General features: G+C 65.6%; 17 protein-coding genes and 1 pseudogene. 13 read left to right on the forward strand and 5 right to left on the reverse strand.

Annotation, left to right across the window (positions count from 1 at the left end; genetic code table 11):
* The first annotated feature begins 9 nt into the window (after positions 1–9).
* The 11 genes and pseudogenes from APS40_RS01610 to APS40_RS24710 all read left to right on the forward strand — a co-directional run bounded on the left by APS40_RS01610 (position 10) and on the right by APS40_RS24710 (position 8,539).
* A complete protein-coding gene (locus tag APS40_RS01610) occupies positions 10–390 on the forward strand; it encodes a YciI family protein (RefSeq protein WP_055045395.1) in 381 nt (126 codons plus the stop codon).
* Positions 391–392: 2 nt separating this feature from the next.
* Positions 393–1,637, forward strand: coding sequence for an RNA polymerase sigma factor (locus APS40_RS01615; RefSeq protein ID WP_055045396.1), 1,245 nt, complete (start codon positions 393–395; stop codon positions 1,635–1,637).
* A 282-nt stretch (positions 1,638–1,919) separates the two neighbouring features.
* Positions 1,920–2,558 (forward strand): 50S ribosomal protein L25/general stress protein Ctc, encoded by a 639-nt coding sequence (locus APS40_RS01620; RefSeq protein ID WP_055045397.1) that lies wholly within the window; start codon positions 1,920–1,922, stop codon positions 2,556–2,558.
* 58 nt (positions 2,559–2,616) lie between these two features.
* On the forward strand, positions 2,617–3,354 hold the full coding sequence (gene pth, locus APS40_RS01625; RefSeq protein WP_055045398.1) for an aminoacyl-tRNA hydrolase: 738 nt from the start codon (positions 2,617–2,619) through the stop codon (positions 3,352–3,354).
* A gap of 158 nt (positions 3,355–3,512) precedes the next feature.
* A pseudogene (locus APS40_RS01630) lies at positions 3,513–4,519 on the forward strand (IS30 family transposase).
* 142 nt (positions 4,520–4,661) lie between these two features.
* The gene (ychF, locus tag APS40_RS01635) at positions 4,662–5,759 is read left to right on the forward strand and encodes a redox-regulated ATPase YchF (RefSeq protein ID WP_055045400.1); all 1,098 of its coding nucleotides are present in this window, start codon (positions 4,662–4,664) and stop codon (positions 5,757–5,759) included.
* 36 nt (positions 5,760–5,795) lie between these two features.
* A complete protein-coding gene (locus APS40_RS01640; protein WP_055045401.1) occupies positions 5,796–6,218 on the forward strand; it encodes a hypothetical protein in 423 nt (140 codons plus the stop codon).
* Positions 6,219–6,442: 224 nt separating this feature from the next.
* Entirely contained in the window at positions 6,443–6,967 is a 525-nt protein-coding gene (locus APS40_RS01645) for a MaoC family dehydratase (RefSeq protein WP_082434125.1), read from the forward strand.
* Complete coding sequence (locus APS40_RS01650) at positions 6,964–7,521, forward strand: MaoC family dehydratase (protein ID WP_055045402.1); 558 nt, start codon at positions 6,964–6,966, stop codon at positions 7,519–7,521. Before APS40_RS01645 ends, APS40_RS01650 begins: the two co-directional genes overlap by 4 nt.
* An 8-nt stretch (positions 7,522–7,529) precedes the next feature.
* On the forward strand, positions 7,530–7,892 hold the full coding sequence (locus APS40_RS01655; protein WP_055045403.1) for a hypothetical protein: 363 nt from the start codon (positions 7,530–7,532) through the stop codon (positions 7,890–7,892).
* 476 nt (positions 7,893–8,368) lie between these two features.
* The gene (locus tag APS40_RS24710; protein WP_156342782.1) at positions 8,369–8,539 is read left to right on the forward strand and encodes a hypothetical protein; all 171 of its coding nucleotides are present in this window, start codon (positions 8,369–8,371) and stop codon (positions 8,537–8,539) included.
* A gap of 67 nt (positions 8,540–8,606) precedes the next feature.
* Here the strand turns inward: APS40_RS24710 and APS40_RS01660 are convergent, their stop codons facing one another.
* From APS40_RS01660 to petA, 5 genes are all read right to left on the reverse strand, one after another.
* Positions 8,607–9,137 carry an adenine phosphoribosyltransferase gene (locus APS40_RS01660; RefSeq protein WP_055045404.1) on the reverse strand — a complete coding sequence of 177 codons (531 nt, stop codon included), beginning with the start codon at positions 9,135–9,137 and terminating at the stop codon, positions 8,607–8,609.
* Positions 9,138–9,233: 96 nt separating this feature from the next.
* Complete coding sequence (locus tag APS40_RS01665; protein ID WP_055045405.1) at positions 9,234–9,434, reverse strand: hypothetical protein; 201 nt, start codon at positions 9,432–9,434, stop codon at positions 9,234–9,236.
* 130 nt (positions 9,435–9,564) lie between these two features.
* A complete protein-coding gene (locus APS40_RS01670; protein ID WP_055045406.1) occupies positions 9,565–10,416 on the reverse strand; it encodes a cytochrome c1 in 852 nt (283 codons plus the stop codon).
* A 17-nt stretch (positions 10,417–10,433) separates the two neighbouring features.
* A complete protein-coding gene (locus tag APS40_RS01675; RefSeq protein WP_055045407.1) occupies positions 10,434–11,723 on the reverse strand; it encodes a cytochrome b in 1,290 nt (429 codons plus the stop codon).
* A 14-nt stretch (positions 11,724–11,737) separates the two neighbouring features.
* Entirely contained in the window at positions 11,738–12,262 is a 525-nt protein-coding gene (petA, locus tag APS40_RS01680; protein WP_055049512.1) for a ubiquinol-cytochrome c reductase iron-sulfur subunit, read from the reverse strand.
* Positions 12,263–12,495: 233 nt separating this feature from the next.
* Between petA and APS40_RS01685 the strand changes: the two genes are divergently transcribed.
* Both APS40_RS01685 and hemF read left to right on the forward strand, forming a co-directional pair.
* Positions 12,496–12,963 carry a tRNA (cytidine(34)-2'-O)-methyltransferase gene (locus APS40_RS01685; RefSeq protein ID WP_055045408.1) on the forward strand — a complete coding sequence of 156 codons (468 nt, stop codon included), beginning with the start codon at positions 12,496–12,498 and terminating at the stop codon, positions 12,961–12,963.
* A complete protein-coding gene (hemF, locus tag APS40_RS01690; RefSeq protein WP_055045409.1) occupies positions 12,960–13,829 on the forward strand; it encodes an oxygen-dependent coproporphyrinogen oxidase in 870 nt (289 codons plus the stop codon). The genes APS40_RS01685 and hemF overlap by 4 nt, the downstream gene beginning before the upstream one ends.
* Positions 13,830–14,050: the final 221 nt, after the last annotated feature.

Below are 14,050 nucleotides of genomic sequence, written 5' to 3' on the forward strand. Positions count from 1 at the left end.
AGCGTCCCGATGCGCTACATGATGCTGATCCATCACGACGAAGTCGCCCTTGCCAATGCGCCGCAGAAGGAGCTCTGGGCCGATTACGCGGCCTTCAACGAAGCGCTGGCCAAGGCCGGCGGCGGCATGGCGGCAGGCGAGCGCCTGCAGCCGGCCTCGGCGGCGACCACGGTGCGCGCCGGCGACGGCAGGACCGAGGTGCTCGATGGCCCCTATGCCGACACCAGGGAGCAGCTCGCCGGCTACTTCCTCATCGAGGTCGACAACCTCGACGACGCCATCGCCTGGGCCAAGCGCTGCCCCAGCTCGCGCTATGGTTCGATCGAGATCCGGCCACTGGCCGAGAGCTATCCCCGCCCCGACCCGAACCTCCGCCGCCAGGACGGCTGATCGTGCCGATCGAGGGCAACGAGGCCGCGCGTGCCGCCGAGCGGGTGGCGCGTGAAAGCTATGGCCGCCTCGTTGCCTTCCTCGCCGCGCGCACCCGCGATGTCGCCGGCGCCGAGGATGCGCTGGCCGAAGCCTTTGCCGCAGCGCTCCACGCCTGGCCGACCGAGGGCGTACCGCACAACCCCGATGCCTGGCTGCTGACGGTTGCCCGCCGGCGGCAGACCGATGCGCTGCGCCGCCGCACCACGCGGCAGGCCGGCGAGGAGCATCTGAAAATGATCGCCGATGAAATCGAAGCCGCAGCCGAAGCCGCCGACGAGATCCCCGACCGGCGCCTGGCGCTGATGTTCGCCTGCGCCCATCCGGCGATCGAACGCGGCATGCGCGCGCCGCTGATCCTCCAGACTATCCTGGGGCTCACCGCCATCGATATCGCGGCAGCCTTCCTGATTCCGCCGGCTACCATGGGGCAACGCCTGGTACGCGCCAAGAACCGCATCAGGGATGCCGGCATTCCCTTCGGCGTCCCCGACAAGGAACTGCTGCCCGAGCGCCTCGATGCGGTGCTCGACGCCATCTACGCCGCCTACACCAAGGGTTGGGCGGAGATCGGCGATGCCGCCTCGCTCGAGCTGGCCGAGGAAGCCATCTGGCTCGGCCGGCTCGTCGTCGGGCTGTTGCCCGACCAGCCGGAAGCCAAGGGCATGCTGGCGCTCATGCTCTATACCGACGCCCGACGCGCCGCACGCCGCGCCCCCGACGGCGCCTATGTGCCGCTCGAGCAACAGGACATAAGCCTCTGGAACGACTCCAGGATCGAACTGGCCGAGGGCCTGCTGCGCGCCGCCAATGCCGGCGGGCCGTCAGGCCGCTACCAGATCGAGGCGGCCATCCAGTCGGCCCATGTCGCCCGCCGTACGCTGGGCGCCGACACCTGGCCGGCCGTGCTCGCGCTCTACGATCACCTCTTGGCGCTGAGCGCCTCGCCGGTGGTGGCGCTCAACCGCGCCATGGCGCTGGGCGAGATCGAGGGGCCCGAAGCGGCGCTCGCCGCCATTGCTCCCCTCGCCGCCGACAAGCGCATGGCCGACTACCAGCCCTACTGGGCGGCGCGGGGCCACCTGCTGGCCCGGGCGGGCTTGAAGGGCGAGGCGCACGAAGCCCTCACCCTCGCCAGCGGCCTCGCCACCGACGAAGCCGTGCGGCACTACCTGCGCGGGCAGATCGCTGCGCTGGCGGATGGGTGAACTACCGCCAGGCCGGTGCTGGCTGACCCCCCACCCCTGTCCCCTCCCCCGAGAAGGGGGAGGGAGACCCTCACTGGGAAATCGAGGCTGGCGTCTCCCTCCCCCTGTTTAGGGGGAGGGGACAGGAGTGGGGGTCGGCCTGCACCGGCTCCTCGACTCCCCTTGCCCCAACCCCGCACTTCCACTATAGCCACCGCCCATGAAGCGCCCGTCACCCCTGGAGGACGGGTGCGTGAGCTTTGATGTCTCGAAGTTCACACCAACCCATGAATGGATCATTCAATGGCTACTGCTGCTAAGGAGCTCAAGGCTCAGGCGCGGAGCGGGGTGGGCAAGGGGGCCGCTCGTGCACTGCGTCGTGAGGGGCTCATTCCCGCCGTCATCTATGGTGACAAGAAGGCTCCCCTGCCGATCTCGATCTCGTACAACGAGGCGATGAAGGCCATCTACGCCGGTGGCTTCCTCTCCCACATCATCACCGTCGATGTGGCCGGCGAGAAGCACCGCGTCATTCCGCGCGACTACCAGCTCGATCCCGTCAAGGACAAGGCGCTGCATGTCGACTTCCTGCGCGTCGGCAAGGGCACCAAGCTCAATGTCCAGGTGCACGTGAAGTTCATCAACGATGACCAGTCCCCGGGCATCAAGCGCGGCGGCGTGCTCAACATCGTGCACCACACGCTCGACCTGACCGTCGACGCCGACCACATCCCCGAGGAAGTGGTTGTCGATCTCGCCGGTCTCGAGGTCGGCGACAGCGTCCACATCTCGGCCATCAAGCTGCCGGAAGGCGCGTCCGACCACAGCCACGAGGCTGACCTCACCATCGCCACCATCGTCGCTCCGTCGGGCCTGCGCTCCGAGGAAGCCGAGGAAGGCGCTGCCGAGGCTGCTCCGGCCGCCGACGCCGCCAAGGAATAAGCTATCTGGAAGCGGGCCGCTGGTCCGCTTCCACCCTCCCCTGCCTGGAAGTTAGCCGATGCATCTCATCGTCGGCCTCGGCAATCCCGGGGACAAATACCGCAACAATCGCCACAATATCGGGTTCCTCGCGGTCGACGCCATTGCGCGCCGCCACAACTTTCCCGCCTTCCGCGAGAAGTTCCAGGGACTGATTTCCGAAGGCGCGATCGATGGCGAGAAGGTGCTGCTGCTGAAGCCGCAGACCTACATGAATTCCTCCGGCGACAGCGTGCAGAAGGTCGTGACCTTCTACAAGCTGGGGCCGGCCGACGTCTCGGTGCTCTATGACGAGATCGACCTCGCCCCCGGCAAGACCCGCGTCAAGGTCGGCGGCGGCAATGGCGGCCACAATGGCCTGCGTTCCATCGATCCGCAGATCGGCCTGGGCTACCGCCGCGTCCGGCTCGGCGTCGGCCATCCCGGTCACAAGGACCTGGTGATGCCGCATGTGCTTGGCGACTTCAGCAAAGCCGAGACGCAGGCCTGGCTGAACCCGCTGCTCGACGCCATTGCCGACAACGCCGCAATGATCGTCAGGGGCGACGACAACGGGCTGATGAACAAGCTTGCCATCGCCGTGCAGGGTGACGGCGCGGAGCGGGCCCAGCGGCCCGAGAGCGCCGACCCCACCCGCAAGAAAGCCGCCCCCGGCCAAAGCCACATCCGCGCTGCGCGACCGACAACGCCGCAAGCCAAGGTGCCCGAAACGGGTCCGATGGCGGATATGCTCAAAAAGCTGTTCAAGAAGGACTGACGCGGCGCTGGTGCGGGCTGAGGGGTGCTCGATATTCCCTCAACCACCGGCTGTCATCTCAGCGAAAGCTGGGACCCAAGCCTCCCCCTGCGCAGACTGTGAGTTGGGTCCGTTAGACTCACAAACGAAGTGCAACAGCCTGCTAAGGTCATGTTGCAATGGGAACCTATTATGAGCAGCTCTCGCTGGACGAGAGAAGTGCGATTGCCTGTCTTCGAGCAGAGGGGCATTCGCTCGGGAAAATCGCTACGCGTTTGGATCGCCCGGCATCGACGATCAGTCGGGAGCTGAATCGCAACAGCGGTGTGCAAGTGGCTACAAGCCGGCCTATGCCGACGAGCAGGCCCGGGCGCGGCGCTGGCGGGGCAGCCGGCTGGCGCGTCAGCCGGTCCTACGCCAGTTCGTGCTGGACCGCCTTGCAATGGGATGGTCGCCCGAACAGATCTCAGGACGGCTGACGCAGGGCAACTCTAGCATGCGCATCAGCCATGAGAGCATCTATCGTTTCATCTATGCCCAGATCCGGCGCACCAACCGCTACGAGTGGCGCCACTATCTGCCGCAAGCCAAGAGCAAGCGTGGCTGGCGCCGCCGGCCGCACCGCCCCATGGAGCATATCAAGGACCGCGTCTCGATCGATTGCCGGCCGGCGCACGTCAACAACCGTCGTCAGTGCGGGCACTGGGAGGCCGACCTGCTGCATCCGCGCAAATCCGGCGCCGCCATCCTGGTGGTTCAGGAGCGCAGCACCCGCTTCATCCTGCTCGCCAAGCAGCCAAGCAAGCATGCCCAGCTCGTCGTCGACCGCATCAAGTGCTGGTTCAGTGCCCTGCCGCCGCAAATGCGCCGCTCCCTCACCCAGGACAACGGCACCGAGTTCTTCGAGCATCATCAGCTCAACCCGGGCGGCATCGATACCTACTTCTGCGATCCCCATAGTCCCTGGCAGAAGGGCGGCGTCGAAAACGCCAATGGCCGGTTGCGCCGGTACATCCCGCGCGGAACCGATCCCGGCAGCTTCTCTGACGAGCACCTGCAGGAACTCGCCAACGGCCTCAACAATACGCCACGCAAATGCCTCGGCTTCAAAACCCCAGCCGAGGTCTTCTCAAAACGCCTGTTGCACTTGAAATGTGAATCCACCTCCCAGCTTTCGCTGGGATGACAACCGAGTTTGTTGGAGGCGCGGTGCCTGGCTCTCCCAGGTGCACCAAACCAATTGACTTCCGCCCTCGATCAACCGATGTGAAGCGCAACGATAGGCGCGGCTTTCCGCGCGCCGCCAACGACGATTTCCGGAGACTGTCATGGGTTTCAAGATGGGCATCGTCGGCCTGCCCAACGTGGGCAAGTCGACGCTTTTCAATGCGCTGACCCGCACCGCCAACGCGCAGGCCGCGAACTTCCCGTTCTGCACGATCGAACCGAATACCGGCGAGGTCGCCGTCCCCGACGCACGCCTCGACAAACTCGCCACCATCGGCAAATCGGCGCAGATTCTGCCCGCCAAGATGAGCTTCGTCGATATCGCCGGACTGGTGAAAGGCGCCTCGAAGGGCGAAGGGCTCGGCAACCAGTTCCTCGCCAATATCCGCGAGTGCGATGCCATCGCCTATGTGCTGCGCTGCTTTGAAGACGGCAACATCATCCACGTCGCCAACAAGGTCGATCCGCTGGCCGACGCCGAAGTGGTCGAGACCGAGCTGATGCTTGCCGACCTCGAAAGCCTCGAGAAGCGCCGCGCCGGCGTCGAGAAGAAGGCCAAGGGCGGCGACAAGGACGCCAAGGCGACGCTCGACCTGATCGACCGCGCGCTGGTGCTGTTGCGCGACGGCAAGTCGGCCCGCCTGGTGCAGCGCTCGGCCGAGGAAGAAAAGGCCTTCACCGAGCTGCAGCTGCTCACCTCCAAGCCCGCGCTCTACGTCTGCAACGTCGACGAGGCCTCGGCGGCCACCGGCAACGCCATGACCAAACAGGTCGAGGACTATGCCAAACAGCACAATGCCTCGGTGATCGTGATCTCGGCCGAGATCGAGAGCCAGCTGGCGCAGCTCCCCGATGACGAGCAGGCAGAGTATCTCGAGAGCCTGGGGCTGCACGAGCCCGGCCTCAACCGGTTGATCCGCGAGGCCTATCAGTTGCTGGGCCTGCAGACCTATTTCACCGTCGGGCCGAAAGAAACCCGCGCCTGGACCATCCACAAGGGCGATCGCGCCCCGCAGGCGGCCGGCGTGATCCACACCGATTTCGAGCGCGGCTTCATCCGGGCCCAGACCATCGGCTACGAGGATTTCGTCACCCTGGGCGGGGAAGTCGCCGCCAAGGAAGCCGGCAAGGCGCGCGACGAAGGCAAGGATTATGTCGTCAAGGACGGCGACGTCATGCTGTTCAAATTCAATACTTAAGCTGCTGACCTCAACTCGTAACCCCTGAGCCTCGACATGCTCGACCAGATCTTCGGCTCCTGGTGGCCGATGGTGTCGTCTTACCTCACGGGGCCCCTGGCGCTTGCCGGCGGCACCGTGACCCTCTTCACCATCATCCCCACGATCGGCTTCCTGTTGCTGTTGCTGGGCCTCATCGCGGCCTTCGTCTGGCGCGAGAAGCAGGCGGTTTGGGTGGCCGGCCCGATCGTTGCCGCGGCGCTGACCCCAGTGGTCCTCGCCATCGGCAACATCCTCGGCGGCTGGTTCGTGGTGATCTTCGCGCTCGCCATCGGCGTGGTCGGCCTCCTGATCTGGATCGGCGTCATTTCCGCCAACGCCACCCGCCGCCTGCCGGTCTGGCTGCTCGGCCTGTTCGCCGTGAGCTTAGTCGTCTACTGCACGGCGGTCAGCGTCGCGATCATCTGGGGCTTGGCCTGATCCGAAGACATCTCCCCTCCCGTTCGTTGCCAGCGCTTCCCCACCCACCGGCTGTCATCCCTGCGAAAGCAGGGACCCAACTCGCCGCCTGCACCAGCCGATAGATGGGTCCCTGCTTTCGCAGGGATGACATCCGGGGGGAGGCGGCGTCCGGCTAACTCCGATGATCGCGCCCCACCCCACCTTGCCTCCCGACCACCCGTTGACGTATACGTCAACCCGCTATGAACGCCGTCACGGCTGACCGCCGCCATTTCGAGGATCTCGTCGTCGGCGAGACCATCAAGCTGGGCTCCACCCTCGTGACCAGGGAGATGATCCTCGCCTTTGCCCGCGAGTTCGATCCCCTGCCCTTCCATCTCGATGAAGCCGCCGCCAGGCGCTCGCTGCTGGGCGGGCTGGCGTCATCCGGCTGGCAGACCGCGGCGCTGACGCTGCGCCTGCTCGGCGATGGGTTCCTGTCGAAGATCGCCTCGGCCGGCGGGCTCGGCTTCTCCGACCTCAAATGGAAGAAGCCGGTGATGAAGGGCGATACCATCTCGGCCACCGCCAGCATCGCCGAACTGCGCCGCTCGCGGCATCACCCCCAGTGGGGCATCGTCTCGATCGATCTCGACGTCAGCAACCAGAAGGGCCAGCCGGTAATGAGCATGCGGCTCGCCAACCTGGTTGAGACGCGCCACCGCGAGGACGGCATGCAAGCGCAGCCCGAGCAGCCCTACGACATCGAACAGGGCAGTGCGACGTGACCCGCTGGTTCGAGGATATCACCATCGACGAGCCCTTCCCGCTCGGCAGCCATACCTTCAGCGAAGCCGAGATTCTGGCGTTCGGCCGCGAGTACGATCCGCAATATTTCCACATCGACCCCGCTGCCGCGGCGCACAGCCATTTCGGCGGCCTCATCGCCTCGGGCTGGCACACCGTGCTGATGGGCCACCGCAAGATGGTCGACGCGCTCGACGCCGAGGAAGCGCGCCTGCGCGATCTCGGGCAGCAGCCCGGTGTCTCCGGCCCCTCCCCCGGCGTCAACAAGATGGAGTTCAAGGCGCCGGTCCGTCCAGGTGACACCGTCACCTACACGCTGACGGTCACCGGCAAACGTCCTTCCAACTCGATTCCCGGCTGGGGCCTGCTGTTCAACAGCCTCGATGCAGTGAACCAGCGCGGCGAGATGGTGTATCATGCCGAGCTGGTCGGCTTCTCCAAGCTGCGCGACTACCGCATGCCGCCGCATTTGCGGGTGCTTGAGGCGTTGACCAAAATCCCCGGATTGGGGAAGTTGCTGACCCAACGGAGTTGAGTCACGCCATGCGCCTTGCCCTTGCTTTTGCCGCCCTGCTGCTGGCCGCCGCGCCGGCGTCGGCACAGTCGCTCACCGGCGTCGGCGTCGAGGGTAACTGGGGCTGCCGCGCCAATATCGACGGCACCCGCGCGGGCCTGCTCACCATCTATGCCGGCTCTTACGGCTATGCTTCGGCCAATTTCGGCAGCGCTGCCTCCGGCAGCGGCAACGCCGAGATGGCCTCGAACGGCGTCACCTTCCTCGACGGCAATCTCGTCACCGGCGCCGGCATCACCAGCGCCATCCTCGGCTTCGACGATGCCGGCCGCGACGTGCTGCAGCTCTACACGGCGGACAAGAACGTCCTCACCTGCACCCCACGTGGGTGAGCACCGGCCTCTCCGTGATCCTCCCCCGCGTGGCGGGGGAGGGGGACCGCCGAAGGCGGTGGAGGGGGCGGCAAGAGTCGTCGGTTAGTTTTGGCTCCCCCCTCCACCAGCTTCGCTGGTTCCCCTCCCCCGCCACGCGGGGGAGGATCAAGAGAGACCGGCGCCCCCGTCTTGACCTCCCGATCCAACACCGCTAAACAACGCGCCTTCCCGAGGAGTATCGCCCGAAATGATCTGAGCACTGTTGCGGACGCCCGAGACATCGCCTTCCTCGCTTCGCGAGCGGCTGCTGATGTGCGGATGCCGGCCCCAGCAATGCTCCAGATGACGGGCTGATTCTGTCCGGCGCCCTGGGCGTCCAATCTCTCCCTGCACTTCATCGCCAACCGCGGCAACGCCGAAGCATTGCTTCGCGCCTTGCCGGCACTTGAGTTCGCACGCGCGTTGTTACGTCGCGGCGAGCAAGGAGATCGCTTATGCCAAAATTCATCACCTACCAGCGCCCTGCCCCGGTCAACAAGCAGAGTTGGGGTGGCCGCCAGAGCAGCAACGCCTATCCGCCGATCCGCCGGCCTGCCGCACATCCGGCGCCCGGACTGCAGAAGCTGCCCCCGCCGCAGCTGCCCGGCCCGCCCAGATCGCAATAGGCAATGGGCGCCCCGTACCTGGTACGGGGCGCCCATCAATATGAAGGGGAAGGCCGAGCCGATCGGCTCAGTGCCCTTCGAACGGGATCAGCGCCTCGACCTTGACGCCGGTCGCTCGCAGCTTGTCGGCGCCGCCCAGGTCGAACAGGTCGATGACGAAGCCGGAATGCGACACCTCGGCTCCGGTGCGACGCAGCAGCGAGACCGCCGCCACTGCCGTCCCGCCGGTTGCGATCAGGTCGTCGACCAACAGCACCTTGTCGCCCGCGCCGATCACGTCGGCATGGATCTCGATGGTGTCGACGCCATACTCGAGCGCGTAGTTCTGCCCGATCGTCTCGCCGGGGAGCTTGCCCTTCTTGCGCACCGGGATGAACCCGACGCCCAGCGCGATGGCGACCCCCGCCCCGAAGATGAAGCCACGCGCTTCGATCCCCGCGACATGGGTGATGCCGATGCCACGATGCAGCTCCGCCAGCCGGTCGACGCTCTCGCGGAACCCTGCGGGATTCTCGATCAGCGTGGTGATGTCGCGAAACAGGATACCCTTCTTGGGATAATCGGGGATCGAGCGGACGAGCGATTTCAGATCGAGCATGATGAGCGAATAGCGAGTAGTTGGTAGGGCGTAGCGAACCTATGTGCTTGGCCCCGTTGCCGGAAGCCCTATTCGCTACTCACCCCTGGCTATTCGCTACCTCTTCGTCGCGTCGACGATCTTGCGCGCCAGCTGGCCGGCCCTGAAGGCGGTGTTGAGCGTGGCGTCCTTGGCGGCGGCCTTCACCTTGGGCGTCAGCAATAGCGGTGCCGCGGCAATGCCGGCACGCACCACTGGGTGGGCGATCACTGTCCGAGCCAGGGCGGCGGCCGTGAGGGCTCCGCGAATGATCGACATGTGGGCCTCCGGATGTTCTTGGCCAGCAACTGCTTCGCCGGACTATCGGCGATGCCGCGACGGATCGCAAGGCCGCGGCAACGACAAAGGGCCCCGCAGGGCCCTTTGCACATTCACGAATGCGCGTCCTTTAGTGCTCGACGCGCGACCACAGCTTGCGCTTGACCAGGTACAGCAGCCCGGCGAACAGCACGAGGAACGCGATCACCTGGAAACCGGCTTCCTTGCGCGCCACGAGGTGGGGCTCGGCCATCCACATCATGAACGAGGCGACGTCACGCGAATACTGGTCGACGGTCAGCGGCACGCTGCCGCTCTCGCCTTCCTCGTAGGTGATGGCGCCGTCGCTGAGCGGCGGGGCCATGCCGATGGCGTGGCCGGGGAAGTAGGTGTTGTAGTGCTTGCCTTCCGGCACCTCGACGCCTTCCGGCGGCGGATCGACATAGCCGTTCAGCAGCGCGTGGATATAGTCCGGGCCACCTTCCGAGTAGGCGGTGAAGTAGTTGAGGATCCACCACGGGAACGGCTGCGTAGTGCCGCGGGCCTTGGCCAGCACCGAGAAGTCCGGGGGCAGCGCGCCGCCATTGGCGTCACGGGCTTCCTGCTCGTTGGCGAAGGGCGAGGGCCAGCGGTCGGCCGCGATGCCCGGGCGCTTGCCGCCCTCGGCCTCGGGGTCGTTGATTTCGTACTCGGCGGCGAGCGCCTTGACCTGCCCCTCGGTGAACTCGGGACCGCCCGGCTCGGAGAGGTTGCGGAACGCCATCAGGCGGGCCGAGTGACAGCTCGAGCAGACTTCCTTGAACACCTGGAAGCCGCGCTGCAGCTGGTTGCGGTCATAGGTGCCGAAGGGGCCGGCAAAGCTCCAGGCTTCCTTCTTGATCTCCGGCGTGGCGTGACCGCCCCCCTCCTGCGCCGCGGCCGGAGCCGCAACGAAGAGGATGCTCACCAGCAGGGCGCCGATAATGCTTTTGGTCTTGATCATTGGCGTTGGGCCCCGGGTCAGTGCGACGTCGACGCTGCGGCAGGCTGAGCGGCCGCCGGCGCCTTGTGCTTGGCCAGCACGGATTCAGTGATCGACGTCGGCAGCGGCCGCGGCGTCTCAAAGCGTCCGAGCAGCGGAAGCACGACGATGAAGTAGATGAAGTAGTAGGCGGTGGCGATCTTGGAGAGCAGCACGTAGATGCCCTCGGCCGGCGCCGAACCGAGCCAGGTCAGGAACACGAAGTTCGCCACGAACAGCCAGTAGAACCACTTGAACACCGGGCGGAAGGTGCCCGAGCGGACCTTGGACGTGTCGAGCCACGGCACGAAGAACAGCACCAGGATCGCGCCGGCGAAGAAGATCACGCCGCCCAGCTTCGAATCGATGAACAGGATGTTGAAGTCGATGGCGCGCAGGATCGCGTAGAACGGCAGGAAGTACCATTCGGGCACGATATGGGCCGGCGTCACCTGGCTGTTCGCCATGATGTAGTTGTCGGGGTGGCCCAGGATATCGGGCGCAAAGAACACGAACCAGGCGAACGGGATGCAGAACACGATGACCGCGAACAGGTCCTTCATCGTGTAGTAGGGATGGAACGGCACCGTCTCGCGGCTCGACTTCACTTCGACGCCGATCGGGTTGTTGTTGCCCGGCACGTGCAGCGCCCAGATATGGAGCGCCACCACCGCCGCGATGATGAACGGCAGCAGGTAGTGCAGCGAGAAGAAGCGGTTGAGCGTAGCGTTGTCGACGGCGAAGCCGCCGCGCAGCAGCTCGAGGATCGGGGTGCCGAGCACCGGGATGGCGCCCAGGATGTTGGTGATCACGGTGGCGGCCCAGAAGCTCATCTGGCCCCACGGCAGCACGTAGCCCATGAAGGCGGTGGTCACCATCAGCACGAACAGCAGCACGCCCAGGATCCACAGGATCTCGCGCGGCGCCTTGTACGAGCCGAAATAGAGGCCGCGGAACATGTGGATATAGACCGCCGCGAAGAACATCGAGGCGCCCGTGGCATGCACGGCCTGGATGATGCGGCCGCCGTTCACGTCGCGGCGGATATGCTCCACCGAGTCGAAGGCGAGGCTCACATGCGGGGTATAGTGCATGGCGAGGATGATGCCGGTGACGATCTGCACACCGAGCATGAAGGCGAGGATGGCGCCGAAGGTCCACCAGTAGTTGAGGTTCTTCGGCGTGGGGTAGTCCATCAGGTGTTCTTTGGACCACCGGATGATCGGCAGGCGATCGTCGATCCACTTCTCGACGACGTTACCGGGGACGTAGCTGGATTCGTGAGCCATTCTGACGCGTCCCCTTAACCGATCTTCACGAGCGTGTCGGAAATGAATTCATAGGGCGGCAGCACCAGGTTGGTCGGCGCAGGGCCCTTGCGGATACGGCCGGCAGTGTCGAACTGCGAGCCGTGGCAGGGGCAGGCCCAGCCATGATAGTCGCCGGAATTGCCGACCGGAATGCAGCCCAGATGGGTGCAGTTGGCGATCATGATCAGCCACTGCTCGTGGCCCGGCTTGGTGCGCTGTTCGTCGGTGGCCGGATCCTTGAGGTCCGACATCGGCACCGCCTTGGCCTCGGCGATCTCTTCGGCGGTGCGGTGACGCACGAATACCGGCAGGCCGCGCCACTTGATGGTGACCGACTCGCCTTCCTGGATGTTCGACAGATCGAACTCGATGCTGGCCAGCGCCAGCACGGACGCATCGGGATTGAGCTGGTTGATCAGCGGCCAGGCCACCCCGGCAACGCCCACCGCGCCCACGGCCCCTGCCGCGATGTAGAGGAAATCGCGCCGACCCGGTTTAGGGGCGTCCTGATGTGCCAGATTGGATTGCGTCGCCAAGGTAAGCTTCCGTCTGTTGTGTCTTGATCAGCGCCTCGGTGCCCGTTGGCATGCGGCCACATAGCCAAAGCCAACCCCCGCCCTCAACAGCGCGTGATTTGGGCGTTCTTTTGACACTATGAATGGGGCTTGTCCAGCCGGAGTCAGGGTGACTTTCCCCCGATGCGACACTATAGCAACCGCCTAAAACCTAACCGTCTTGCTCAAGAATTCTGATGATCGATCTGGCCCTCTACCAACCCGACATCGCGCAGAACACCGGCACCCTGCTCCGCCTCGGCGCCTGCCTCGGCGTCATGGTGCACATCATCCACCCCACCGGGTTTCAGTTCTCGCCTCGCTCGATCCGCCGCGGCGCCCTCGACTACCTCGAACACGCCCGCTTCACCGAGCACGACAGCTACGCCCATTTCGACAGCTGGCGTCGCGCCGAAGGCCGTCGGCTGGCGCTGCTCACCACCAGGGCCAGCACCTCGGCCTATGCCGTGAACTTTCAGCCCGACGACATCCTGCTGCTCGGCCGCGAGTCGGCCGGCGTGCCCGACGCCGTGGCCGCCGATGCCGACGTCAGCATCCGCATTCCCATGCGACAAGATATGCGCTCGCTCAACGTGGCCGTGGCCGGCAGCCTCGTGCTAGGGGAAGCGCTGCGACAGACCAACGGTTTTGCAGCTCTCTCATGACTTTGCCCGCCGATATTGAATCAAAAAAGCAACGCGCCGCAGCCTGGTTCCGCCAGTTCCGGGACCAGCTCTGCCGCAGTCTCGAGGCTGTCGAGGCCGAGGTCACCGGCCCCCATGCCGATCGCCCGGCCGGCAGGTTCGAGATCGAGCCCTGGAGCCGCGAGGCCGGCGGCGGCGGCGAAATGGGCCTGCTGCACGGCCGGGTGTTCGAGAAGGCCGGGGTCCACATTTCCACCGTCCACGGCCACTTCTCCGAGGAGTTCGCCCGCCAGATGCCGCATACCGAGGCAGGCGCCGAGTTCTGGAGCGCCGGCGTCTCGGTGATCATCCACCCCTGGAACCCGCATGTTCCCGCCGCCCACATGAACACCCGGATGATCGTCACCGGCAAATGGTGGTTCGGCGGCGGCGGCGACCTCACTCCGGTGCTGGATCGCCGGCGCACCCAGGACGATCCCGACAGCATCGACTTCCATGCGGCCTACCGAGCCGCCTGCGAAGCGCACGGCGTCGATTACGCCGCCTACAGGAAATGGTGTGACGAGTACTTCTATCTGCCGCACCGCAAGGAGCCGCGCGGTATCGGCGGCATCTTCTACGATAACCACAATTCCGGGAACTGGGACGCCGACTTCGCCTTCACCCAGGATGTCGGCCGCGCCTTCGACCGAATCTACCCTGCCCTGGTCCGTCGCAATTTCGAGACACCCTGGACCGAGGCCGATCGCCACGAACAGCTGGTGCGCCGCGGCCGCTACGTCGAATTCAACCTGCTTTACGACCGCGGCACCACCTTCGGGTTGAAGACCGGCGGCAATGTCAGCTCGATCCTGTCGTCGATGCCCCCCGAGGTGCGCTGGCCGTAGAAGGGACAGCAGCCCTAAAGAGCCACCGGTGGTTGAGTGTGGGCCTTCTCCCCTTGTGGTCAGCGGACGAGGGCGAAGCCCTCGCCGCGAGGTGGCCGAAGGCCGGATGAGGGGTCCGCAATGAAGCGTAGCGCGCTCCGAGCGAAGCGAGGAGCGACTGGAGTACGCGGAGAGAACCCCTCATCCGCCCTTCGGGCACCTTCTCCAACAAGGGGAGAAGG

Origin of the sequence: Devosia sp. A16, from assembly GCF_001402915.1 — a bacterium.
Classification (GTDB): Bacteria; Pseudomonadota; Alphaproteobacteria; order Rhizobiales; family Devosiaceae; genus Devosia_A.